This window comes from Streptomyces sp. NRRL F-2664 (assembly GCF_000719345.1).
In the GTDB taxonomy this organism is placed as follows: Bacteria; Actinomycetota; Actinomycetes; order Streptomycetales; family Streptomycetaceae; genus Streptomyces.
In genome coordinates this window covers 66,830-90,639 of the sequence record NZ_JOFX01000015.1, presented here as the reverse complement: position 1 = coordinate 90,639, position 23,810 = coordinate 66,830, and the positions used below count along the sequence as shown (strand labels likewise).

The 23,810-nt window shown below is 72.5% G+C and carries 23 protein-coding genes; 5 read left to right on the top strand and 18 right to left on the bottom strand.

Annotated features, from left to right (window positions below):
* Positions 1-31: 31 nt before the first annotated feature.
* Together IF89_RS0115995 and IF89_RS0115990 are read left to right on the top strand one after the other, a co-directional pair.
* On the top strand, positions 32-1,648 hold the full coding sequence (locus IF89_RS0115995; RefSeq protein ID WP_030767476.1) for an ABC transporter permease: 1,617 nt from the start codon (positions 32-34) through the stop codon (positions 1,646-1,648).
* A complete protein-coding gene (locus IF89_RS0115990) occupies positions 1,648-2,676 on the top strand; it encodes an ABC transporter ATP-binding protein (protein WP_030767473.1) in 1,029 nt (342 codons plus the stop codon). The genes IF89_RS0115995 and IF89_RS0115990 overlap by 1 nt, the downstream gene beginning before the upstream one ends.
* Positions 2,677-2,706: 30 nt before the next feature.
* On the opposite strand, the gene IF89_RS0115985 is transcribed toward IF89_RS0115990, so the two are convergent.
* The 10 genes from IF89_RS0115985 to IF89_RS0115940 all read right to left on the bottom strand — a co-directional run bounded on the left by IF89_RS0115985 (position 2,707) and on the right by IF89_RS0115940 (position 12,518).
* Positions 2,707-3,963, bottom strand: coding sequence for a cytochrome P450 (locus IF89_RS0115985; RefSeq protein ID WP_030767471.1), 1,257 nt, complete (start codon positions 3,961-3,963; stop codon positions 2,707-2,709).
* Between the two features lie 38 nt (positions 3,964-4,001).
* The gene (locus tag IF89_RS0115980; RefSeq protein ID WP_030767468.1) at positions 4,002-5,405 is read right to left on the bottom strand and encodes an NAD(P)/FAD-dependent oxidoreductase; all 1,404 of its coding nucleotides are present in this window, start codon (positions 5,403-5,405) and stop codon (positions 4,002-4,004) included.
* On the bottom strand, positions 5,402-5,659 hold the full coding sequence (locus IF89_RS38025) for a ferredoxin (protein WP_043193998.1): 258 nt from the start codon (positions 5,657-5,659) through the stop codon (positions 5,402-5,404). Before IF89_RS38025 ends, IF89_RS0115980 begins: the two co-directional genes overlap by 4 nt.
* Before the next feature lie 134 nt (positions 5,660-5,793).
* Positions 5,794-6,432, bottom strand: a complete 639-nt coding sequence (locus IF89_RS0115970; RefSeq protein ID WP_030767463.1) for a hypothetical protein — start codon at positions 6,430-6,432, stop codon at positions 5,794-5,796.
* Between the two features lie 115 nt (positions 6,433-6,547).
* The gene (locus IF89_RS0115965; protein WP_030767460.1) at positions 6,548-7,456 is read right to left on the bottom strand and encodes a hypothetical protein; all 909 of its coding nucleotides are present in this window, start codon (positions 7,454-7,456) and stop codon (positions 6,548-6,550) included.
* 80 nt (positions 7,457-7,536) lie between these two features.
* Positions 7,537-8,628: an LOG family protein gene (locus IF89_RS0115960; protein WP_030767457.1), complete on the bottom strand. Its 1,092-nt coding sequence runs from the start codon at positions 8,626-8,628 to the stop codon at positions 7,537-7,539.
* A gap of 26 nt (positions 8,629-8,654) precedes the next feature.
* Positions 8,655-9,728, bottom strand: coding sequence for a hypothetical protein (locus tag IF89_RS0115955; protein WP_030767454.1), 1,074 nt, complete (start codon positions 9,726-9,728; stop codon positions 8,655-8,657).
* The gene (locus IF89_RS0115950; RefSeq protein ID WP_030767451.1) at positions 9,710-10,465 is read right to left on the bottom strand and encodes an ABC transporter ATP-binding protein; all 756 of its coding nucleotides are present in this window, start codon (positions 10,463-10,465) and stop codon (positions 9,710-9,712) included. The genes IF89_RS0115955 and IF89_RS0115950 overlap by 19 nt, the downstream gene beginning before the upstream one ends.
* A 185-nt stretch (positions 10,466-10,650) precedes the next feature.
* A complete protein-coding gene (locus tag IF89_RS0115945) occupies positions 10,651-12,030 on the bottom strand; it encodes an aspartate aminotransferase family protein (protein ID WP_199820509.1) in 1,380 nt (459 codons plus the stop codon).
* Positions 12,015-12,518 (bottom strand): Lrp/AsnC family transcriptional regulator, encoded by a 504-nt coding sequence (locus IF89_RS0115940; protein WP_030651035.1) that lies wholly within the window; start codon positions 12,516-12,518, stop codon positions 12,015-12,017. The genes IF89_RS0115945 and IF89_RS0115940 overlap by 16 nt, the downstream gene beginning before the upstream one ends.
* Positions 12,519-12,687: 169 nt before the next feature.
* Between IF89_RS0115940 and IF89_RS0115935 the strand changes: the two genes are divergently transcribed.
* Complete coding sequence (locus IF89_RS0115935; RefSeq protein ID WP_030767445.1) at positions 12,688-14,127, top strand: gamma-aminobutyraldehyde dehydrogenase; 1,440 nt, start codon at positions 12,688-12,690, stop codon at positions 14,125-14,127.
* Positions 14,128-14,344: 217 nt separating this feature from the next.
* Positions 14,345-14,812 carry a hypothetical protein gene (locus IF89_RS0115930; RefSeq protein ID WP_030767442.1) on the top strand — a complete coding sequence of 156 codons (468 nt, stop codon included), beginning with the start codon at positions 14,345-14,347 and terminating at the stop codon, positions 14,810-14,812.
* Here IF89_RS0115930 and IF89_RS0115925 read toward each other — a convergent pair.
* The 5 genes from IF89_RS0115925 to IF89_RS0115905 form a co-directional block, all read right to left on the bottom strand.
* Positions 14,802-16,019, bottom strand: coding sequence for a serine hydrolase domain-containing protein (locus tag IF89_RS0115925; RefSeq protein WP_030767440.1), 1,218 nt, complete (start codon positions 16,017-16,019; stop codon positions 14,802-14,804). The two genes, IF89_RS0115930 and IF89_RS0115925, sit on opposite strands and share 11 nt — an antisense overlap.
* 146 nt (positions 16,020-16,165) lie before the next feature.
* The gene (locus tag IF89_RS0115920; protein WP_030767438.1) at positions 16,166-16,837 is read right to left on the bottom strand and encodes a response regulator; all 672 of its coding nucleotides are present in this window, start codon (positions 16,835-16,837) and stop codon (positions 16,166-16,168) included.
* A complete protein-coding gene (locus tag IF89_RS0115915) occupies positions 16,834-18,018 on the bottom strand; it encodes a sensor histidine kinase (protein ID WP_420706922.1) in 1,185 nt (394 codons plus the stop codon). The genes IF89_RS0115920 and IF89_RS0115915 overlap by 4 nt, the downstream gene beginning before the upstream one ends.
* A complete protein-coding gene (locus IF89_RS0115910; RefSeq protein WP_030767434.1) occupies positions 18,015-18,704 on the bottom strand; it encodes a glycerophosphodiester phosphodiesterase in 690 nt (229 codons plus the stop codon). The genes IF89_RS0115915 and IF89_RS0115910 overlap by 4 nt, the downstream gene beginning before the upstream one ends.
* A gap of 21 nt (positions 18,705-18,725) precedes the next feature.
* Positions 18,726-19,751: an adenosine deaminase gene (locus tag IF89_RS0115905; RefSeq protein WP_030767432.1), complete on the bottom strand. Its 1,026-nt coding sequence runs from the start codon at positions 19,749-19,751 to the stop codon at positions 18,726-18,728.
* A 112-nt stretch (positions 19,752-19,863) separates the two neighbouring features.
* On the opposite strand from IF89_RS0115905, the gene IF89_RS0115900 reads away from it, so the two are divergent.
* Positions 19,864-20,607 (top strand): DUF4190 domain-containing protein, encoded by a 744-nt coding sequence (locus IF89_RS0115900; RefSeq protein ID WP_051807109.1) that lies wholly within the window; start codon positions 19,864-19,866, stop codon positions 20,605-20,607.
* Here the strand turns inward: IF89_RS0115900 and IF89_RS0115895 are convergent.
* The 3 genes from IF89_RS0115895 to IF89_RS0115885 form a co-directional block, all read right to left on the bottom strand.
* Positions 20,592-22,190 (bottom strand): TROVE domain-containing protein, encoded by a 1,599-nt coding sequence (locus IF89_RS0115895; RefSeq protein ID WP_030767426.1) that lies wholly within the window; start codon positions 22,188-22,190, stop codon positions 20,592-20,594. The two genes, IF89_RS0115900 and IF89_RS0115895, sit on opposite strands and share 16 nt — an antisense overlap.
* Before the next feature lie 545 nt (positions 22,191-22,735).
* A complete protein-coding gene (locus IF89_RS0115890; protein ID WP_420706923.1) occupies positions 22,736-23,194 on the bottom strand; it encodes an NUDIX hydrolase in 459 nt (152 codons plus the stop codon).
* Positions 23,146-23,700, bottom strand: a complete 555-nt coding sequence (locus tag IF89_RS0115885) for an NADAR family protein (RefSeq protein ID WP_030767421.1) — start codon at positions 23,698-23,700, stop codon at positions 23,146-23,148. Before IF89_RS0115885 ends, IF89_RS0115890 begins: the two co-directional genes overlap by 49 nt.
* Positions 23,701-23,810 lie beyond the last annotated feature (110 nt).

The window sequence follows — 23,810 nt, the reverse complement described above, 5'->3', positions numbered from 1 at the left end:
CGGGCGGTCCACCGCCGTCCGCCTCGCCCTGATGGCCGTCCCCGTGGCCTTCTTCGGGCTGTTCTTCGCCTACCCCGTCGCCGCGATCGTCGGCCGCGGCCTCAAGACCGCCGCGGGATGGCAGTTCGGCCGGTTCGGCGAGGTACTGTCCCGGCCCGACATCGCCGACGTGCTGTGGTTCACCACCTGGCAGGCGCTCGCCTCCACGGTGCTCACCCTGCTGATCGCCCTGCCCGGCGCGTACGTCTTCGCGCGCTTCGAGTTCCCCGGCAAGCAACTGCTGCGGGCCGTGGTCACCGTCCCCTTCGTGCTCCCGACCGTGGTCGTCGGCACCGCCTTCCTGGCGCTGCTCGGCCGCGGCGGACTGCTGGACGAACACGCCGGCGTCCGGCTCGACACCACCGTCTGGGCGATCCTGCTCGCGCACGTCTTCTTCAACTACGCCGTCGTCGTCCGCACGGTCGGCGGGCTGTGGGCCCAGCTCGACCCGCGCCAGGAGGAGGCCGCGCGGGTGCTGGGCGCCGGCCGGTTCGCCGCCTGGCGCCGGGTGACCCTGCCCGCGCTGGGCCCGGCCGTGGCCGCCGCCTCCCTGATGGTGTTCCTCTTCACCTTCAGCTCCTTCGGCGTCGTACTGATCCTCGGCGGACCCGCCTACTCCACCCTGGAGGTGGAGGTCTACCGGCAGACCGCACAGCTCCTGGACCTGTCCACGGCCGCCGTCCTGACCATGGTGCAGTTCGCCGCGATCGGCGCGATCCTCGCCCTGCACGCCTGGACGGTGCGCCGGCGCGAGACGGCGCTGCGCCTGGTCGACCCGGGCCGCACCGCGCACCGCCCGCGCGGCTGGGCGCAGCGCACCCTCCTGGGCGGCGTCCTGCTGACCGTCGGGCTGCTGATCGTCGCGCCGCTGGCCGTGCTCGTCGAGCGGTCCTTCGACACCCCCGGCGGCCACGGCCTCGGCTTCTACCGGGCCCTGCAGGAGACGGGCGCCGGTGGCGGCACCTTCCTCGTGCCGCCGCTGCAGGCGATCTGGAACTCCCTGCAGTACGCGCTCGCCGCCACCGCGATCGCCCTGGTCGTCGGGGGACTCGCGGCCGCCGCCCTGACCCGGCGAGGAGGCCGCTTCGCCCGCGGCTTCGACGCGATGCTGATGCTCCCGCTCGGGGTGTCCGCCGTGACGGTCGGCTTCGGCTTCCTGATCACCCTGGACGAACCGCCGCTGGACCTGCGGACCTCGTGGATCCTGGTGCCGCTGGCCCAGGCCCTGGTGGGCGTGCCCTTCGTCGTACGCACCATGCTGCCGGTCCTGCGCGCCGTCGACGGCAGGCTCCGGGAAGCCGCCGCCGTGCTCGGCGCGTCACCGCTGCGCGCCTGGCGGGAGGTGGACCTGCCGCTGGTCCGCAGGGCGCTGCTGATCGCGGCGGGGTTCGCCTTCGCCGTATCGCTCGGCGAGTTCGGCGCGACCGTCTTCATCGCGCGGCCGGACCGGCCGACGCTGCCGGTGGCCGTGGCGCGGCTGCTGGGGCGGGCCGGCGAGCTGAACTACGGGCAGGCGATGGCCCTGAGCACGATCCTGATGCTGGTGTGCGCGGTGTCCCTGCTGGTGCTGGAGCGGCTGCGCCCCGACAAGACCTCCGGAGAGTTCTGATGACCCTGCTGCAGCTGGAAGGGGTGTCGGTCCGCTTCGGTGAGCGCGCGGTCGTCGACTCCGTCGACCTGGCGGTCGACGCACACGAGATCGTGTGCGTCCTCGGCCCGAGCGGCAGCGGGAAGTCCACCCTGCTTCGGGTCGTTGCCGGGCTCCAGCAGGTGTCCGCGGGGCGCGTGCTGCTGGAGGGGGCCGACCAGGCCTGCGTCCCCGTGCACCGGCGGGGGGTGGGCCTGATGTTCCAGGACCACCAGCTCTTCCCGCACCGCGACGTCGGGGCCAACGTCTCCTTCGGGCTGCGGATGCGCGGCGCCGGCCGCGCGGCGTACGCCGCGCAGGTCGCCGAGCTGCTGGAGCTGGTCGGGCTGCCGGGGGCCCAGGGCCGGGCGGTGGCCTCGCTGTCCGGCGGCGAGCAGCAGCGGGTGGCGCTGGCCCGGGCGCTGGCGCCGTCACCGCGGCTGCTCATGCTCGACGAGCCGCTCGGGCAGCTGGACCGGGGCCTGCGGGAACGGCTCGTCGTCGAACTGCGGGGGCTGTTCTCCCGGCTGGGGACGACGGTCCTCGCCGTCACGCACGACCAGGGCGAGGCCTTCGCGCTGGCCGACCGGGTGGTGGTGATGCGGGACGGCCGGATCGCGCAGGCGGGGAGCCCGCTGGAGGTGTGGCAGCGGCCCGCCTCGGAGTTCGTGGCGCGCTTCCTCGGCTTCGAGAACGTCGTCCCGGCGACCGTGGCGGGAGCGGCCGCGGCGACCCCGTGGGGCAGGGTCCCCGTCCCGGCAGGCTCCCCCGAGGGGCAGCAGCGGCTGCTGATCCGCCCGGCGGGCGTGGTGCTCTGCGAGGCGGGCTTGCGCTGCGAGGTGGCGGCCCGGACCTTCCGCGGCACCCACGTCACCCTGCAGCTGCGACCGGAGGGCGGACCGGTGCTGGAGGCGGAGTGCGGCCTGGCGGGGGCCCCGGCCGTCGGCGACCGGGTCGCCGTCACCTTCGCCCCCGCCGAGGTGGTCGTTCTCCCGCCGGGCGACCGCTAGGCGTGTCCCGGCCGCCCGGCCCGGTACGGCTCAGGCGGCCCTCGGCAGGACGCCGTCGCAGGAGATCGGCAGGTGGCGGGGGCCGCGCAGCACCGCGTTGCGGCGGTAGGGCGGCGGGTCCTCCAGCAGCTGCGGGTTCACCAGCCGGCGGGCCAGTTCGCTCAGCGCCAGCTGCGCCTCCTGCCGGGCCAGCGGGGCCCCGAAACAGCTGTGGATGCCGCTGCCCAGGCCCAGGTGCTGGATGTCCTTGCGGTCGGGGTCGAAGCGGTCCGGGTGCTCGAACCGCTTCGGGTCGCGGTTGCCGGAGGCCAGCATCAGCCACAGGGACGCGCCCTTGGGGATGGGGACCCCCGCGACCTCGATGTCGCAGAGCGTGGTGCGCTGCGGCAGTAGCTGCACCGGCGGCTCGTACCGCAGCAGCTCCTCCACGATCGGGATCGACAGACCGGGGTCCTCGCGCAGCCGCTTGAGGACCTCAGGGTGGCGCAGCAGGGTCAGCATGCCGTTGGTGATGAGGTTGACCGTGGTCTCGTGGCCCGCGATGAGCAGCAGCGCGGAGGTGCTGAGCGCCTCCATGGTGGTCATCGCGCCGTCCGGGCCGTCCGCGGTCGCCAGTTGCGACAGCATGTCGTCGCCCGGGTTCTTGCGCCGCTCCTCGATCAGCCCGGCCAGGTACATGCCCAGCTCCGTGCGGGCGTCCGTGGCGCCCCTGCCCAGCTGGGCGGGGTCCGCGTCCGGGTCGGGGTCCAGGCTGGCGGCGAGGGTCTCCGCCCAGACGTGGAAGCGCGGTTCGTCCTCGTGCGGTACCCCGAGCAGCCGGCAGATCACCGTCACGGGGAACGGGTAGGCGAACTGGTCGACCAGGTCCACCCGGTCCAGGTTCCCGGAGGTGGCGATGCCGTCGATGAGCCCGGCGACGAGGCCGTCCAGCTCGCCGCGCATGTCGTGCACCCGGCGCGGGGCGTGCGGCGGCCCGAACGGCCGGTTCGTCATCCGTCGCAGCCGGTCGTGGTCCGGCGGGTCGAGTTTGAGGAAGGACGGCGGCAGCGCCGTCCCCTCGTCGCCGGCGGACTGCCCCAGCGGATCGTCGCCGGTCGCCTTCAGGTTGCGCGAGTCGGAGCTGATCCTGGGGTCGTGCAGCAGGCTATGGATCTCGTAGTACGTACTGACGACGTACGGGCCGTTGCCCTCGTGGGACACCGGGGTCTTACGGAGCTCCTCGTACAGCGGGTACGGATTGGCTCGGCTCGCGTAGTCGATGATCTCCCGCAGGAGGGCTTGGGTCATGGCGGGTCCTCGTGATCCTCGGGGGCGGGCGCGGCGCGTCAGTGCCCGGGGGTGAAGGTCATCTTCCGGTCGGCGGGCGAGTAGCCGCTGAGGGTGATGGTCGGGCCGTGGGTCGGCACCGAGGGGTCGGGGAAGTCCGCCGGCAGCGGCTTGTTCCCCTCCGGCCTGCGGTCCACCGTGGAGAACGGCGGCGGAAACGGTGCCGTCCCCTCGATCTGCTGCTCGTAGAACGGCAGCCAGCGGCAGTTGTCGAAGGTCACCGCGGCGATCACGCGGCCCTGGTACCCGTAGACCGCCGCGAACCGGCGCTCGGCGAGCGAACCCTGCGTGATGAGGAGCTCCGTCCCCATCGGGGGGACCCCGACCGATTTGATGTTCACGCCGAACTGCGAGGACCAGAAGGCCGGCACCCACAGGTGGGGGCGGCGGTCCGAGCTCTCGCTGAGCATGTTGTGCGCGGCGGTGTCGGCCTGCGCGACGGCGTTGCCCCAGTGCTCCAGGGACAGGAACTGGTAGCCGAACAGGGCGTGCGGGGAACGTGCCACGTCACCCGCGACGTAGATGTCGTCGGTGACGATGCCCCGGACGTCGAACGCCCGGCAGCCCGCGTCGCAGGCGATGCCGCGGGGACCGGCGCCCAGCCCGGAACCGGCGAGCCACTCGGTGTTGCGCTGCGCGCCGAGCGAGACGACCACCACGTCCGCCTCCACGGTGGAGCCGTCGGAGAGGTGGGCGGCGCGGACCCGGCCGGCGGGATCACCCTCCAGCCCGGTGACCATGACGCCGGTGCGCAGGTCGACCCCGTGCTCCCGGTGCATCTCGGCGGCCACTTCGCCGATCACCCCGCCGAGGGCACCGACCAGCGGCGCCCCGCCGCGTTCGGCGACGGTGACGTTCAGGCCGCGTTCCCGGCAGGCGGAGGCGATCTCGGATCCGGTGAACCCGGCTCCGATGACGAGGACCCGGCGGGGCCCGGCGGCCAGGGCGCGTTGCAGTGCCTCGGCGTCGTCGCGGGTGCGCAGCACGAAGACCCCTTCGAGCTCGGCCTCCTCCGGATGGGGCCACGGCCGGGCGCGGACACCGGTGGCGATCAGCAGCCGGTCGTACTCGACCTCGTCGCCGTTGCCGAGCCGGACCCGGCGGGCGGCCATGTCCAGGCCCGTCGCGGGGACTCCGAGGCGCCAGTCGGCGTCGATCGCCCGGCGGCGGGGGAGCGCCGTGTGGTCCGCGAGCGCGTTGCCCAGCAGGACCTGCTTGGACAGGGGCGGCCGGTCGTACGGCTCGTGGGGCTCGTCGCCGATCATCGTGAGCGAACCGCCGAACCCTTTGTCGCGCAGGGTCTCGGCGGCGCGCAGACCGGCGAGCGAAGCGCCGACGACGACGATGCGGCCTTCGCGCTTGAGGTGCTCCAGGGCCCCGTCGCGGACGCGTTCTCCGGTCACCGTGCGCCCCCGGAACCGGCCCCGGCCGCGGCGTCCTGCGCCACCATGTCCGCCATGTCCTCGTCGGTGACTTCGAGGAGGATCGCACCGACGGGGCAGGCCGCGACGGCGCGGGCGACGTTGTCCCGCTGCTCGGCGGGGGCCTGCGGGTTGTAGAGGAGCGACTCGTCGCCGTGCATGGCGAAGACATCGGGAGCGAGGAAGGCGCACTGTGCGTATCCCTGGCAGCGGTTGAGGTCGACGACAAGCCTCATGGCGGATCTGCCTTTCCCTCGGCTGATGATCCCCGTCGCCCCCCTGGGTACCCCCGTTCCTCCCCCGTCCACCAGCATGCACGCGGTACCGGCGGGCCGCCTGCCGGAGCACGGACCGGCAGGTCGGAAGGGGTTCAGAGCGGCCCGGGAGGGTCCGCGGGAGCGCGCGTGCGGCGGACGCGCAGGATGTACAGGCTGATGACCAGGGCCCACGCCGGGAACAGCAGCTCCGACCAGGGAACGCCGGAGCCCACCACGATCAGGACCAGTCCGACGAGCGTGCCCAGTCCGGCCAGCGGCCTGGGGAAGACACCGAGGAGCCGCCCGATCATCGAGGTCGCGAGGACGAAGACCGCCGCCATGCGCATGGAGTACGTCGCGAGCAGCGTGTAGGCGTAGTGGCGGCCGAAGTCGGAGGGCGTCTCCTCGTCCAGCACGGTGCCGGCCGCCGCGGCGGCGGCGAACAGGGTGGCCACGAACACGAAGCCGCTGCCGAGGAACACGGTCGCCATGAACCGGTCCTCGGCCTCCCCGGTGTGTGCGCGCAGAGCGCCCATGAACCAGAGGAAGAAGATGCCGGCGAACGGCACGATCTGCAGGGCCAGCTGGACCGCCCAGCGGCGGTCCTGGTCGATGGTGGCGTCGGCGGCGGCGTCGCCGGCCGGTAGGGAGATCCGCATCAGGACGATCGCCGCGGCCAGCAGCAGGGCGAAGGCGACCCCGGCCATTCCGGCCGCGCGCGGCGTCTTCAGCCGATCGGTCGTGGGCTCCACGCGCCCCTCGCTCTCTCCCCCGGTCCAGCAAGCGACAGCCTCCGCCGCGCCACCACCGGGGAGGGCCGACCGGGTGAGGGGCGCGGGGGCGGCTGCCGCCCGGCCGACCGCGGTGTCAGCCGACCGGCTCCGGGACCGGTACCGGGGCCTGCTTCTCCTCCTCCTCGGAGCCGTGCTTGCCGTACCAGGCGACGGCGACCGCGCCGGTCACCGCCATGACGAAACCGGCGATCGCCAGCCAGCCCAGGCCGGGGCGCGAGGCGTCGCCGAGCCAGAGCACGCCGATCGCGCCGGGCAGCACCGTCTCGCCGACGACGAGGGCGGCCGTGGCGCCGTTCACCGAGCCGATCTGCAGGGCGACCGTGTGCAGGTACATGCCTCCGACGCCGGCCAGCAGGATGGCGTACAGCGCCGGGTCGGTGAGGAGAGTGGCGAGGTCGAACGGGTCGACGCCGTCCAGGATCCGCACGCCGACGCCGAGTGCGCCGAAGCCCAGGCCCGACAGCAGGCCAGCGAGGATCGCGGCCCCGCCGCCGAGGAGGCGGACGGCCACGGTGCCGCCGATCATCAGCAGTGCGGTGATCCCGAGCAGCCACCAGTGCGTGGACATCGGGGCGTGGTGGCCGCCCTCGTGGCCCGCCGCCGTCGCCAGGAGCACCAGCGCGGTGCAGACGACCCCGATCGAGGCCCATTCCTTGCGGGTGAGCCGGATACCGAGCATCCTCACGCTCAGCACGGCGGTGATCACCAGGTTGGCGCTGATCACCGTCTGGGACAGGAAGAGCGGGAGCATGCGCGCGGCCAGGGCACCGAGCCCGAAGCCGACGAAGTCGAGGATCGTGCCGACGATGAACTCCCACGTCATCGCCGCCTTAGCGGTGGACGAGAGGTTGGGGCCGCCGTGGGCGGTCACCCCCGCCGCCGGGGACATCCGGGCGGCGCGGCGCGATCCGACGGCTTGCAGCACGGATCCCGTGCCGTAGCAGATGGATGCCGCGACAGCGGTCAGCAGGCCTATGAGCACCGAGGGCTCCGTTCACGTCTGGCAGGTTGTGCGGTACCTCTGCCAGACGTCGGAATCGCCCCGGAAGTTGCCTCCGGCGCTCAGCTCATCGAAGCGAGCACGCCGGGGACCTCGTCCACCGAGTCGACGAGCGCGATCCGCGACTCCATCGCCCGGCCCCGGGCCAGCGCCCGCAGCAGCGGCCAGGCCGGGAGGTGCTCGGTCCAGTGGCTGCGGTCGACCAGGACCATCGGCGCCGGCTCGCCCCGGGACCCGTAGTAGTTCGGCGTCGCCGCGTCGAATATCTCCTGGACGGTGCCGGCGGCGCCGGGCAGGAACACCACGCCCGCCGTGGACCGGGCCAGCAGCCCGTCCTCGCGGGTGGCGTTCGCGAAGTACTTGGCGATGTGCGCGGCGAAGGCGTTCGGCGGCTCGTGGCCGTAGAACCAGGTGGGGATGCCCACCGAGTCGCCGCCGCCGGGCCATCGCTCCCGCACGGCGAAGGCCGCGCGCGCCCAGTCGGACACCGACGGCGCGAAGGAGGGCGCCTTGGCCAGCATCTCCAGGGCTTCGTCGAGGGCGTCGTCGGGGGCCGGCGCCAGGTAGGCGCCGAGGTTGGCGGCCTCCATCGCACCGGGGCCGCCGCCGGTGGCCACGGTCAGCCCGGAGCGGGTCAGCGCCCGGCCGAGCTCCGCCGCACCGCGGTAGTCCGCGCCGCACCGGGACATGGCGTGGCCGCCCATCACACCCACCACGCGGGCTGCGGCCAGGTGCTCGTCGAGGGCGTCGGAGAGAGCGTCGTCGTGGAGGGACCGCAGCATCGAGGAGAAGACGTCGCCGTCGGCCGCGGTCTCCTGGAACCAGGCGTACGCCCCGGCGTCCGGGGTGGCCTCATACCCGTCGGGCAGCCCCGCGAAGAGCTCCTGCGGCGTGTAGAGCAGGCCCCGGTACGGGTCGAAGGGCAGGTCCGGAACGGGCGGGAAGACCAGCGCGCCGTCCGCACGGACCTTCGCCGAGGCATCGGGCTCCATCGCGCAGCCCAGGAAGACGGCCGCCGAGGTGTCGGCGGCCAGCAGCGCGAAGGTCCGCTCCAGCAGGTTGACCGACTGGATCCGGTAGCCGCTGAGCGAGCCGCGTGCCACGACCTGGTCGAATTCGGCGAGCGTCTCGATCTCGATGTCTGCGTTGACCATTCGGCCCACCCTAAGGGCTGCGTACCTCAGCGGGTCAGCGCGAGCGACGTCAGCTGTGCCACACCCCAGCTGAGCGGTACGCACACGGCCACGAGCGCCGCGGCCCGCAGACCTGCCGCGGTCCTCAGGACCCTTGCGGGAGCGGCCAGATCGAGCAGTCCCTCGCGGCGGGCGGCGCCCGCCCGGCGGGTCTCCACGGCGGATGTGAGAAGGGTCGCTGCCGCGCACAGCGCCACGAGGGCGACGGCCGGCCAGGCCAGCGGACCCAGGGGGACCTGCAGCCCGCCCTGGTCCCGCAGGGCGAAGGCCGTGAGGGCTCCGGCGGCCACGGAGCACAGGACGCCCAGCGGCGGTCCGATGCGGGAGGCCTGCTCCTGCAGGGACCGTCCGGCCAGCAGCCGGAGCGCACCCGGGCGCGCGGCCTGGACCAGGGTTCCGCAGGCGTAGGCCAGGCCCGGTCCGGCCAGGGCGAGTCCGACGGCGGTCAGGACCCAGCCGGCGAGGATCCCCCCGCCGTCCCGGCCGGCGTACGCCTCGACGGCCAGCCCGCAGGCGGTCAGTGCGATGCCCCAGGGCAGGGCGGTCTGCGGGGCAAGCGGCCGGCGCGGGCGCAGCGCGAGGACGGTGGCCGCCGACGCGGTGACCGGTACGAGGGCCAGCAGGGTCAGGGCGGCCGCCAGCGGCAGGGGCTGCTCGGCGTGGAGCAGCCGGGCGCCGGAGCCGTCGAACGGCAGCCCGGACAGGTCCCCGCGCAGGTGGAGGAAGACGGCCAGGGCCAGGGCGCTGCCCAGGGTGCAGGCGAGGGCAGTGGAGATCGCGGCGGCCAGGGTCAGGCGCACGCGCCCCAGCCCGGCGGCGTCCATCCCCTCGCGGGGGCGGGTCGCGGGATCGGCGCGGGCCACGGCGACGGCGAAGTGGACCGTCGCGGCCAGCGGGACCAGCGCCCACACCAGGCGGGGGAACGATCCGGCAGGCCGGGCCACGGCGCCGGCAAGTACGTAGAGCAGCAGGAAGCCGGTCCCGGCGGAGGCGGCGGCGACGAGCAGCCGCCGCAGCTGGACGGCGGGCCGGGAGCCCCGGGCTAGGCGGAGAGCGAGCACGCGGCCTGGCCCTCCGGGGTGTCGGGGAACGAGGAGGTGCCGGCGTTCACGGCGAGACGGCCGTCGACCAGGGCGAGGCGGCGGTCAGCGACGGCCGCGGTGGCCTCCTCGTCGGTGGCCAGCAGCACGGTGATCCCGTGGGAGCGGGCGGCGGTGGTCAGGGTACGCAGCAGCAGGGCCCGGTCGGCCCGGTGCAGGGGGGCCGTGGGCTCATCGGCGTAGATCACCGACGGCTCGTTCACCAGGGCCCGGGCCAGGGCGACACGCTGGCACTCGGCGCGGGTCAGCGCCGCGGGGCGCTTGCGGGCGTGGGCGGCGATGTCGAGCCGGTCCAGCCAGGCACAGGCGGCGTGCTTGGCGCTGCGGTGGGAGGCCCCGGCGAGCAGCAGCGGCAGGGCGGCGTTCTCCCACACCTTCAGCTCCGGCAGCAGCTGCGGCCGGGGACCGAGCCAGCCGAAGCGGTCGCGGCGCAGCCGTTCGCGAGCCAGGTCTCCCATGGTGTGCACGGGGACGCTGTTGAACCACACCTCGCCCTCGGAGGGGCGCAGCTGCCCGGAAAGGCACCGCAGCAGCGTGGTCTTGCCGCTGCCGTGGGGTCCGGTCAGGGCCAGGACCTCGCCCTGGCGGACTCCGAGGGAGACGTCGACGAGGGCGGGGGCACCGCCGTGCGCGTAATGAAGGGACCGCGCCCAGAGAACGTCATTGTCCGGCGGGGCATTGTCCGGTGGGGCCACCATGGCGTACACCTCCGTCCGAGGGAACGAAGCGGAGCCGGGTCGGTCACTGGCGCCGCACTGAGATGTAAAGAGATGAACCGCTTGGATGGTGACAGCACACGGCCCGGACCCCCGCGTTCTCACTCGAACGAAGGATCCGGGCCGTGTGATCGGACTACTGCACCCTCAGACTATTTACAGCCTGGTCAGAGCTTGGTCCACGCCTCGGTGAGCACCGTGCGCAGGATGCCTTCGATCTCGTCGAAGGTGCCCTGGTCCGCGGTCAGCGGCGGCGCCAGCTGGATGACCGGGTCGCCGCGGTCGTCGGCCCGGCAGTACAGGCCGTTCTCGAAGAGCGCCTTGGAGAGGAAGCCGTAGAGCACGCGCTCGGTCTCCTCGTCCGTGAAGGACTCCTTGGTGGCCTTGTCCTTGACGAGCTCGATGCCGTAGAAGTAGCCGTTGCCGCGGACGTCGCCGACGATCGGCAGGTCGTGCAGCTTCTGCAGCGTCTTCAGGAAGGCGCCCTCGTTGTCCAGCACGTGCTGGTTGAGGCCCTCCTTGTCGAAGATGTCGAGGTTGGCGATGGCCACGGCGGAGGACACCGGGTGTCCGCCGAAGGTGTAGCCGTGCAGGAAGGTGTTCTCGCCCTTGTAGAACGGCTCGGCGATGCGGTCGGAGACGATGCAGGCGCCGATGGGGGAGTAGCCCGAGGTCATGCCCTTGGCGCAGGTGATCATGTCCGGTACGTAGCCGAACTTGTCACAGGCGAACATCGTGCCGAGGCGGCCGAAGGCGCAGATCGTCTCGTCCGAGACGAGGAGCACGTCGTACTCGTCGCAGATCTCGCGGACCCGCTGGAAGTAGCCGGGCGGCGGCGGGAAGCAGCCGCCGGCGTTCTGCACCGGCTCCAGGAAGACGGCGGCGACGGTGTCGGCGCCCTCGAAGAGGATCTGCTGCTCGATCTGGTCGGCGCACCAGCGGCCGAAGGCCTCGGGGTCGTCGCCGTAGATCGGGGCGCGGTAGATGTTGGTGTTCGGCACCTTGTGCGCGCCGGGCACCAGCGGCTCGAAGGGAGCCTTCAGGGCCGGCAGGCCCGTGATGGACAGGGCGCCCTGGGGGGTGCCGTGGTAGGCGACTGCCCGCGAGATGACCTTGTACTTGGTGGGCTTGCCCTGCAGCTTGAAGAACTGCTTGGCCAGCTTCCATGCCGTCTCGACGGCCTCGCCGCCGCCGGTGGTGAAGAAGACCTTGTTCAGGTCGCCCGGGGCGTAGTCCGCCAGGCGTTCGGCGAGCTCGACGGCCTTGGGGTGGGCGTAGGACCACACCGGGAAGAAGGCCAGTTCCTGCGCCTGCTTGTAGGCGACCTCGGCCAGCTCCTTGCGGCCGTGACCGGCGTTGACCACGAACAGTCCGGCGAGACCGTCGAGGTAGCGCTTGCCCTTGTCGTCGAAGATGTAGGTGCCCTCACCGCGGACGATGGTGGGGACGGGGGAGTTCTCGTAGGACGACATGCGGGTGAAGTGCATCCACAAGTGGTCGTACGCGGTCTTGGACAGGTCCTGGGTCACGGTTATCGGGTTCCCCACATGTAGGTCTGCTTCTTCAGCTTCAGGTAAACGAAGCTTTCGGTAGATCGCACGCCGGGGAGCGTGCGGATCTTCTTGTTGATCGTTTCCAGCAGGTGGTCGTCGTCCTCGCAGACGATCTCCACCATCAGGTCGAACGAACCCGCGGTCATCACCACGTACTCGCACTCGGCCATCGCGGTCAGGGCGTCCGCCACCGGGTCGAGGTCGCCCTCGACGTTGATGCCGACCATGGCCTGACGCCGCAGGCCCACGGTGAGCGGGTCGGTGACGGCGACGATCTGCATGACGCCCTGGTCGAGCAGCTTCTGCACGCGTTGGCGTACGGCAGCCTCCGACAGGCCGACGGCCTTGCCGATCGACGCATAGGGACGGCGGCCGTCCTCCTGCAGTTGCTCGATGATCGCCAGGGACACAGCATCGACCGAAGGGGACGGTTGTCTGTTCCTGGAATCTGCGCTTCGACTGACCACGAGCCCACTGTGCACGAGGAGTCGTCTGTTCCGCAAGACGGAATCGATGAAATCCGTTGTTTGGCGTCTTGGATGTCACTGATTTCGTAGGTGGTGGCCTTCGGGTCTGTCGAAAGCCTCCGCCGAGGGGCTAGGCTTGGTATTCGTCTCAATCGTTGGACATGTGATCAGGAGAGTGGCTGTAGTGACCACCGAACTGCGTCGTCTGCGCAACTACATCGGCGGGGAGTTCAAGGACGCCGCCGACGGGCGCACCACCGAGGTGGTCAACCCGGCCACCGGCGAGGTGTACGCGACCGCCCCGCTCTCGGGCCAGGCCGATGTCGACGCCGCCATGGCCGCTGCCGCGGCCGCGTTCCCGGGCTGGCGCGACACCACCCCCGCCGAGCGCCAGAAGGCGCTGCTGAAGATCGCGGACGCCTTCGAGGCGCGCGCCGACGAGCTCGTCGCCGCCGAGTCGGAGAACACCGGCAAGCCGCTGGGCCTCACGGCCAGCGAGGAGCTGCCGCCGATGGTGGACCAGATCCGCTTCTTCGCGGGCGCCGCCCGTCTGCTGGAAGGCCGCTCGGCCGGCGAGTACATGGACGGGATGACCTCGATCGTCCGCCGCGAGCCGGTCGGTGTGTGCGCCCAGGTCGCGCCGTGGAACTACCCGATGATGATGGCCGTGTGGAAGTTCGCCCCGGCGATCGCCGCGGGCAACACCGTCGTGCTCAAGCCCTCCGACACCACCCCGGCCTCCACCGTCCTGATGGCGGAGATCATCGACTCGATCCTGCCCAAGGGCGTCTTCAACGTCATCTGCGGCGACCGGGAGACCGGCCGGGCCATGGTCGAGCACGCGACCCCGGCGATGGCCTCCATCACCGGCTCGGTGCGCGCCGGCATGCAGGTCGCCGAGAGCGCCTCCAAGGACGTCAAGCGCGTCCACCTGGAGCTCGGCGGCAAGGCCCCGGTCGTGGTCTTCGAGGACGCCGACATCCCCAAGGCCGTCGAGGACATCGCGGTCGCCGGGTACTTCAACGCCGGCCAGGACTGCACCGCCGCCACCCGCGTGCTCGTGCACGAGTCGATCCACGACGAGTTCGTGTCCGCCCTCGCCAAGGCTGCCACCGACACGAAGACCGGCGCGCCGGACGACGAGGACGTGCTGTACGGCCCGCTGAACAACCCCAACCAGCTCAAGCAGGTCGCGGGCTTCATCGAGCGGCTCCCCGCCCACGCCAAGGTCGAGGCGGGTGGCCACCAGGTCGGCGAGAAGGGCTACTTCTACGCCCCGACCGTGGTCTCCGGCCTCAAGCAGGACGACGAGATCATCCAGAACGAGGTCTTCGGCCCCGTCATCACCGTCCAGTCCTTCACGGACGAGTCCCAGGCCCTGGAGTTCGCGAACGGCGTCGAGTTCGCCCTCGCCTCCTCCGTGTGGACCAAGGACCACGGCCGGGCGATGCGCATGTCCAAGAACCTCGACTTCGGCTGCGTGTGGATCAACACCCACATCCCGCTCGTCGCCGAGATGCCGCACGGCGGCTTCAAGAAGTCCGGCTACGGCAAGGACCTCTCCGCCTACGGCTTCGAGGACTACACGCGCATCAAGCACGTGATGACCTCGCTCGACGGCTGATCGGCCGCATCGATCACAGCAGGGCTCCGAAGGGGCGGGCAGTGGACATCACGTCCATTGCCCGCCCCTTCCGCGTTCGCGAAGGGCTCGGCCATGCCCCCTCCCGCCCTCTCGCGCCGCTGCGTGCTCGGAGGTCGCGGTCACGGTCCGGACACGGAACTGAACATGTTCAGGTATTTTGGCTGAACGTGTTCAGAAAGCTGCCTAGACTCCTTCCATGAGCGAGAGAAGCGCCCTCGAATGGCGGATCCGTGCCTGGCTGATCGTCTTCGTCATCTGCCTGGTGCTCAGCGGCCTCACGGCCTTCCCCCTGGTCAGCGAGGTCCGCTGGGGCAATGCCCTGGTCGACAACGTATGGCTGCGACGCGTAGGCGAAGGACTGGAGCGGGCCGACGCCGACTACCCCTTCCTCCTGTACGGGACGGACTGGCTCGCCTTCGCCCACCTGGTCATTGCCGTCTTCTTCTACGGCGTGTACCGCGACCCCGTCCGCAACATCTGGATCGTGGAGGCCGGCATGATCGCCTGCGCCGGGGTGGTCCCGCTGGCCCTGATCTGCGGCCCGATCCGCGGTATCCCCTTCTGGTGGAGCGTCATCGACATCTCCTTCGGTGTCTTCGGCGTAATCCCCCTCCTGTTCCTGCGCCGCATGATCAAAAGCCTGGAGAGCGCCGCTACTTCGTGAAGGCCGCCATGGCGATGCCGACGGGCACGGGATTGGTGTCCTGGCCCTTGGCGTCCGTGGCGTTCACCGAGTAGACCAGGGTGCGCGACAGGTCGCGGGTCGCGCCGATGGCGGTGCTGTAGCCGTGCCGACTGCCCGTCTTGCCCCAGGCGACCGTGCCGTCCGGCAGGACGAGCCGGGACAGGCCGGCCGTCAGCACCGCCGGGTCGCCGCTTGCGAAGTCCTTCACGTCCGGCACCGTGAACATCTCCTCCAGCCGCTGCTCCGGTACGACGCGGCCGCTGAACAGGGCCACCGTGAAACGCTCCAGATCTGCCGTCGTCGAGATGATGTCGCCCGCCGCCCACCGGCCCGAGGAGTTCCACTCGGTCACGTCGCGCAGCTCTCGCGAGCCGTCGGCCTGCGGTATCGCCTGATAGCCCCGGTTGTGCGGGCCGTGGATCCGCGTCCCGGTCCGCCCGGGGAACGACGTCCCGTGCAGACCCAGCGGCTTCAGGATCCGCACACCGACGGCGTCCTCGTACCGCCCGCCCGTCACCTCCTCGATCAGCAACCCCAGCACCGTGTAGTTGATGTTCAGGTAGTGCTGGGCCGTGCCGGGAGCGAACTCCCGCTCCTTCGCGACCGCCTCCGCCACCTGCGCGCGCGGATCGGTCACGTCGAACCGGTGCTCCCACTGCGCCTCGAAGGAGCCCCCCGGCCCGTCGGCCGCCGGAATGCCGCTCGTGTGGTTGAGCAACTGCCGTACGGTGACGGCCCCGTAGCGGTCGGGGACGACGCCGGGCAGATGGCGCCGGACCGGCCCGTCGAGATCCACCCGTCCCTCCGCCGCCAGTTGCAGGACGACCGCCGACGTGAACACCTTGGTCACGGAGCCCGCTCTGAAGCGGCCCTGCGCCACGGCGGCCCGCCCCGTACGGACGTCCGCCACGCCCGAACTGCCCTGCCAGCGCCCGGCCGTGCCGCCCACCCGGACCAGCGCGGCCGTCGCGTCCCGGTGCAGCGGACCGAGCCCGGCGATCGCCGCCTCCAGCGCGGCGGCGTTCGGCGGTGTCGACACCAGCGGCGCGGGCCGCCCCGAGTCCGCGGAGGCCGGCGTCGGTGTCGCCGCCGCCGACGACGCCGGTGCGGCGTGGGCGACGGCCGGACCGGACGCGATCCCGAGAACCAGTGCTGTGGCGATCAGCGTGCGCATGCCTGCGTTCATGACGGTGTACCCCCCTGAGATCCTTCGGGGCCCTCCGCCCCGACCACTCCATGCTCCTGCGCACAGGGGTCGTTGCGGATCACCCACGGGAGGGGTTCCACCGGTACGACGACTCACCGGCGCGAGGGAGGCGACACACCGCCCCCTCACTCCCCGGAGGGAGTACCCGCCGCGATCAGGCCCGTCTCGTACGCGCAGATCACCGCCTGGATCCGGTCCCGCAGCCCCAGCTTCGCCAACACGTTCCCGACGTGCGACTTCACCGTGTGCTCGCTCACCACCAGCGCAGCCGCGATCTCCGCGTTCGACAGCCCCCGCCCCAGGTGCAGCAGCGTCTCCCGCTCCCGCGCGGTCAGCACCTCCAGCCGCTCCGCGGGCAGCGCCGGCGTCCGCACCGTCGCCGCCGTGTACTCCTCGATCAGCCGGCGCGCCACCGAGGGCGCCAGCAGGGACTCGCCGGCCGCCACCACCCGTACCGCGTGGACGAGGTCGTCCCGCCGCACATCCTTCAGCAGGAACCCGCTCGCGCCCGCGTGCAGCGCCTCGTAGACGTACTCGTCCGAGTCGAAGGTCGTCAGCATCACCGTCCGGCAGGCGCTGCGCGCCGTGATCGACCGGCACGCCTCGATCCCGTCCAGCACCGGCATCCGCACGTCCAGCAGCGCCACGTCCGGTGCCAGCCGCGCCACGGCCGAGACCGCCGCCGCACCGTCCCCGACCTCCGCCACCACCTCGATGTCCTCCTGGACGTCGAGGATCATCGCGAACCCGCTGCGCACCAGCTCCTGGTCGTCGGCCACCACCACACGGATCGTCAACTCCCCACCTCCAGCGGCGAGGTTACAAGGACCGCCCGTACCGAGAAGCCGGCGCCGTCCGGCCCCGGCCCGCACACCGCCGCACCCCCGTGCGCCGCCGCCCGCTCCCGGATCCCGATCAGTCCGTGCCCCCCGCCGGCGCCCCCGACCGCCGGCCCGCGCCCGTCGTCCGTCACGGTGACCGCCACCTCCCGCGCCCCGTGGTGCAGCCGGACCTGCACCCGCTCGGCCCGGGCGTGCTTCACCACGTTCGTCAGCGCCTCCTGCACGATGCGGTACACCGCCGTGTCCACCGCCGCGGGCAGGCCCCCTGCCTCGCCGGTCTCCTCGAACACGATCTCCGGCCCGCCGCGGCGCACCCGGTCCAGCAGCGCCGGGAGCGCCGCCACCCCCGGCTGCGGCTCGCGCGGCGCCGGGCCGTCCGTCTCGCGGAGCAGCCCCAGCATCGTGCGCAGCTGCGCCATCGCCTCCCGGCCCGTCTCGGAGATCGCCTCGAAGGCCGCCTCGGCGCGCTCCGGTGCCCGCCGCACCGCCACCGGCCCGGCCTCGGCCTGCACGATCATGAGGCTGACGGCGTGCGACAGGATGTCGTGCATCTCCCGCGCGATCCTGGCCCGTTCGCGGGCCACCGCCTGCTCCGCCTCGATCCGGTTGGCCCGCTCCAGCTGCGCCGCCCGGTCCTCGACGGCCGCGGTATAGGCCTGGCGGGTGTACTGCAACCGGCCCAGCGCGTAGGCGGCGCCCGCGCAGAACAAGGTGAACGACAACTCCCTGGCCGTGCCCGTCCGCAGCCCCGCGGACGCGGCGACCACCGCCACCGAGCCCGCTGCGACCGCGGCCCGCACCCGTCCGGGACACTGCAGGGCGACCGTGTAGAAGGCCATCAGCCCTGCGTAGGGCAGCGGCTGGCCGGGCCCGTCCATCGCCACCCGGTAGACCCCGCCGATCAGCAGGATCGCCGCCAGGACGAGCACGGGCCGGCGCCGCCGCCACACCAGAGGCACCACCCCGAGCGTGGTGACGGCGTACGAGGCCCAGGTCACCGGCGGCAGCCCGGGCTCGCGCGGCAGCACGAACGGCATCGTCACGGCCAGCTGCACCAGCACGGTCAGCCCCACGTCCACGAGCCGGGGCCGGGCTGCGCGCAGCGGCCGGACCGGTCGGCCCAGCGGGGGTATCACCGGCCGAACTCGGCCCGCACGGCCGTCAGCGCGTCCACCCGGTTGGTGGTGATCGCGTCGACCCCGGCCGCCATGAGCCCCTTCATCGTCCGCCGGGTGTCCGCGGTCCAGGCCGACACCAGCAGGCCGTCCCGGTGCAGGGCGTCCACCAGCTCCCGGCTCACCAGCCCGAAGCGGTAGTTGAGCCAGCGCGGCGCCACCGCGTCGATCAGGACCCGCCGGGGCGGTGACAGCGTGGTCCAGGTCAGCGCGATCTCCGCACCGGGATCGGCCGCGCGGACCGCCAGCATCGACCCCGGCCCCGCGCAGTAGAACGTACGCTCGCCCGCACCGCACTCCCGGACCAGGTCCACCACGGTGCGGACCGCCTCGGGCGCGGCGCCCGGAAGGTCGAGCATCAGCCGGCCTGCCCCGGGGACCATGAGCGCGTCGCGCAGCGTCGGAACGGCCCCCTCCGTCATCTCCTTCAGCTGTGCCGCCGAGATCTCGTCGAGTCGCACGTCGTGGTTCCACAGCCGCTGGAGCGACTCGTCGTGGAGGAGGACCGGCACCCCGTCACGGGTCAGCCGCACGTCCACCTCGACCGCGTCCGCCCCCCGGGCGAAGGCGGAGCGGATCGACGGCAGGGTGTTCTCACGGACGCGGTACGGATCGCCGCGGTGGCCGATGGCAGTCAGGGAGCGCATGGGCCCATTCTCGGGGGGACGTCAGCGCGCGAGCCATTGCTCGGTGTACGTGTCGATCTCCGCGTTCAGCTTCTCCTTGCCGGCCGGGTCCAGGAAGGAGGCCTCGACGGCGTTCTTCGCGAGCTGCGCGAGCCCGCGCTCGTCGAGGTCGAGGAGCCGGGCGGCCACCGCGTACTCGTTGTTGAGGTCGGAGCCGAACATCGGCGGGTCGTCGCTGTTGATGGTGACGAGCACGCCCGCCGCGACCATCTCCTTGACGGGGTGCGCGTCGAGGTCGGCGACCGCGCGCGTGGCGATGTTGGAGGTCGGGCAGACCTCCAGCGCGATGCGGTGCTCGGCCAGGTGGGCCAGCAGCTCGGGATCCCGGACCGAGCTGGTGCCGTGGCCGATGCGCTCGGCGCCGAGCTCGCGGATGGCGTCCCAGACGGTCTCCGGACCGGTGGTCTCGCCCGCGTGCGGCACGCTGTGCAGGCCGGCGGCCCGTGCAGCGTCGAAGTACGGCTTGAACTGCGGCCGCGGAACACCGATCTCCGGTCCGCCCAGGCCGAAGGAGACCAGACCCTCGGGGCGCAGGTCCACCGCGAGGCGCGCGGTCTCGGCGGCGGCCTCCAGGCCGGCCTCGCCGGGGATGTCGAAGCACCAGCGAAGGATGACGCCGAGCTCCTTCTCGGCCGCCCTGCGGGCGTCCTCGATCGCCTCCATGAAGGCCTTCTCGTCGATGCCGCGGCGCGTGGAGGAGTACGGGGTGATGGTCAGCTCGGCGTAGCGGATGTTCTGGCGCGCCATGTCACGGGCGACCTCGAAGGTCAGCAGCCGCACGTCCTCGGGGGTGCGGACGAGGTCGACGACCGACAGGTAGACCTCGATGAAGTGGGCGAAGTCCGTGAAAGTGAAGTAGTCCGCGAGGGCCTCGGGGTCGGTGGGCACCTTCGAGTCGGGGTGCCGGGCGGCGAGCTCGGCCACGATGCGCGGGGAGGCCGAACCGACGTGGTGGACGTGGAGCTCGGCCTTGGGCAGCCCCGCGATGAAGGGGTGCAGGTCGGTCATGGGGGATGCCTCCGGAGGGACGGACGGGCGGGCAGGTCGTCCTCATCGTAGGCACGGCGGTCACTGTCGGTCGCAGCGCTTAGCATGGCTGTACGAGAGAGGGGGGCTCCGTATGAACGACAGCAGTCCCGAGCCGCGGGACCCGTGGGCGCCGCCGGAGCGGCCCGCGGTGGACCGGGGCGCGGCGCAGGGTCCGCACAGCACACCGGCGGGAGCGTCGGGACCGCCGTCCGTGCACGACCAGCCGACGCTCGCCGGGATGCCGGGCGAGCGGGCGACCTCCGCCGCACCCGGTTTCGCCTCACCCGCTTGCGCCGTGCCCGGTTCCGCGCCGGGCCCTGCAGCCGCCTCCGCGACGCCGGCGGCCGGGCCCGCCCCGGCGACGTACGGCCATCCGGCACCGACGCCCGGCTACGGATACCCCGGCGACGCCGGATACGGCTACGGATACCCCGGCGACGCCGGATACCCGGCCTATCCGGGCCATCCCGCGCAGCCGGGGTACCCCTTCCCCGGCGCGTACCCGCCGTACGGGCCCCGGCCCAGCAACGGCTTCGGCATCACCGCGCTCGTCCTCGGCATCCTCGCGGTCGTCGGCTGCATCACCAGTTTCATAGCCGTCGCCCTCGGGATCGGGGCCGTCGTCTTCGGCGCGCTCGGCAGGGGCAAGGCCAACCGCGGCGAGGCCGACAACGGCGGGATGGCCCTGGCCGGCATCATCCTGGGCGCGGTCGGTATCGCGCTGGGCCTCCTGATGCTGTTCGCCATGTTCGCCCCCTTCCTCGACGGCGGATGGGACGACAGCCCGCGCCGCGAGAGCCCCTCCTCGGACTCACGGCTTCACGAACGGGTCTGAAGCCACGGCCAGTCGGCGTTCCGCCCGCCCTCGATCAGCGACACCATCCGGAACGCCCCGTCGGTGAGCCCTCCGAAGGTGTGCCGGTTCCCCGAGCCCGACGGCCCGTGGCCCACCCGGTAGCCGGCCAGGTTCCAGGTGTAGACGGGGACGTCGGACGGCACGTGCTCCGTGGGGTCGCCGCCGTATCCGTGGGAAGCGGCCTGCTCGTCCGTCACGATCAGCACCCGGTCGTGACCCCGGTAGTGCTGTTTCACGGCCTCCGCCGTACAGGTCCCGCCGAGGCTCCCGAACCGTTCGAGCACCTTCAGCACGGACTCTCCCCGGACGTGGGGGACCGCCGCGCTGGCCGTGCCGAACTGCACGAGGTCGGCCCGCTCCGCCCGCAGCGCCACTGCCGCCCCGAAGACGGCCGCGGCATCGGCCCGGTTGAGCCGGGAGCGGTCCGACAGCGGAGACCACATCGACCCGGACCGGTCGACGAGGACCAGCGTGCGGCCGGGCAGCGCCGGTACGTTGGCCAGTGAGTGGCCGAGCGCCCGTTCCAGCGGGTACGCCCAGCGCAGGGAGGGTGCGTGCTGGTAGGCGGCCAGGTAGCGGAAGGGGAACTGCCGGGACCGGGCGACGACTTCCGGGTCGGAGATCTTCGCGGCGACCTGCGCGGCCACCGCGTCCGAGACCCCGGCCTCGTCGAAGTTGCGCAGGTTGCGCAGCAGCGCCATCGCACCCATGGACGGGATGACGGCCTCCCAGGCGGCCGCGTCCAGCGGGCCCTGCAGCCAGCCGGCCAGCGCCTCCCAGGTCATGCCCGCCGCCGCCAGCCGCTCGGCGCCGTCCCGGGCGAGGACCACGCCACGCCGCTCGGAGACCGGAAGCCCCATCAGCGCCCGGTGCGCGGCGAGGGTCAGGTTGCCCGCCGGCACCTGTGCGCTCTGCGGGTTGTGCCTGCGGTCGAGGGCGTAGCGGAACAGCTCGCCCTGCCACGGCTTGTCCGGATCGGGCGAGGCGTGCACGAGGTTGAGGACGTCACCGAAGCGGTAGGCCTTGGAGTCGGTGTCGTACTTCAGCAGCGAGGTGCCGGAGTAGAGCCGGCGCACGGCGTCGGCGATCCCGCGCTTGACGGGCTTGGGCACGGTCCGCCCGTACGTGGCCGTCCAGTGGGCGAGCAGCTCGCCGGGCTCGTCCGCACGCCGCAGGACGGAGTCCACCACCCGGCGGTTGGACGGTCCCGCGGTGACGCCCCGGTCGAGCCGGGCCTTGACGTACTCCGCGGCGCCGACGAGCGAGGCGGTGCGCATGTTCGCGTCCCCGCGCAGCCAGCCCAGCAGGCCGGCCGTCCACACCGGATCCTCGACGGCGAGGGTGCGCACGAGCGCGGCGAAGCGGTCGTCGCGCGCCCCGCCGCTCTCGTAGGCGGTGCGCTGCGTGACGAAGTCGGCGACGGCGAGCAGGAAGAGTTCGGAGCGTGGATCACGCAGCCGGCCCGGTCCGCCCTCGGCGGTGCGGGCCGGGCCGGTGGAGCGCACCGGCGAAGTCGGCGACGCAGGCGCGGGTTTGCGTGCGCGCACGTTGAAGCGAGCCATGTCAATCCCCCCGAATTCGATGGAAGCGGGGGAGGCGTTGCGTGGGGGATGCCCGAGATCGGAGTCGGCGGCGGACTTGTCAGCTGCTCTCCCGTCTGAGCTACCGGCCGGAAGCCGGGCGGGACTTGAACCCGCGACCCGCTGATGGGCAGAAGTAACCGTCGCCTGCGCACCGGGCAACCCCCACGCGGGCCTCCCGAGATCAAGGTGGCGGCGGCCTGGGTTTCTTTGCGGAAGAAGGAGCCGCAGCCTGCGCACCGGGAGGTGCGTGACGTAGGTGTCCGGGGCGCAAGGCCGGCGAAACCACATGGTGTTCTACCCATTGAGCTGCACCGGCCGTGAAGCCGGTGACGGGACTCGAACCCGCGGCCGCCCGATCAGAGTCGAAGTAGGTCTCGCCTTCGCACCTGGACGAGGAACACGCTAGGCGGAGGCCGCCGGCACCGCCAGCCAATAACGCCCGGCCCCCCTCCGCAGCCGGTAACGCCAGGCCCCCCTCCGCAGCCGGTAACGCCCGGCCCCCTCCGCAGCCGACGGCGTCCGGTTCAGACCTTCGCCGCCGTCAGCAGCGTGGGCACCATGGCCTCGCCGTCGGCGGTGCCGCGCGCCAGCGGGACCCAGACCAGCCCGACCATCCGCGGGCAGTCGCACTCCAGGTCCGCGTCGACCCCGAGCACCGGATCGCCGGGCGCGACCTCCACGCGGAAGCAGGTCGTCCAGCCCGAGGGGTAGGGCGCCTCGTACGCGAACCGGACGGCCAGGGCGCGCAGACCCACCTCCTCGGCGACCTCCCGGCGCACCGCGTCCTCGGGGTCCTCGCCCTCCTCCAGGCCGCCACCCGGCAGCGTCCAGTACTCGGGCCCGTCGTGCCGTCCCGTGGAGCCCGGCCCCCGCTCGCGCACCATGAGGACGCAGCCGTCGCGGATGATCACAGCGGCTACCCGGCGCCGCCCCGTCATGCGCCGCCGGCGCGCAGCCGCTCCCGGGCCTCCATCAGGGCGAATCCCAGCAGGTTCAGCCCGCGCCAGCGCGCCGGATCCAGCGCGCGCTCGTCGTCGGCGGCCAGACCGATGCCCCAGATCCGGTCCATCGGGCTCGCCTCCACCAGCACGCGGTTCCCGGTGCCCAGCAGGTAGCCGCGCAGCGCCGGATCCGAGCCGAACTTGTGCACGCTGCCCTCCACCACCAGGGCGAAGCGCTCCCGCTCCCAGACCGCGTCGTCGAAGCCGCGCACCTGCCGCCCCGCCTTCTTCGCCTCGGCCGGGGTCTTCGCGCCCAGCGCGGCGCGCTCCGCCTCCCGGTCGCCGAAGAGCCGGGCCTTGCCGGCCATCATCCAGTGCTCGGCCGTGGCATACCGGACGTCACCCACAGTGAAAGCGGACGGCCACCACTGGCTCAGGCAGCTCGGGCCGAGCGTGCCGTCGGGACGCGGCCGATGCCCCCAGAACGGCAGGTACTTCACCCGCTCACCGCGGCTGACCTGCTCGATCAGGTTGTCGATCATCTCCATGCACGCGAGTCTGACACCCGCCACTGACACTTCGTACGGGATTTCCGGCGCGCCTCGACACATGGTCGACCGAATCCGTCGCGTAATCAAAAGGCAACAACGGAATCACT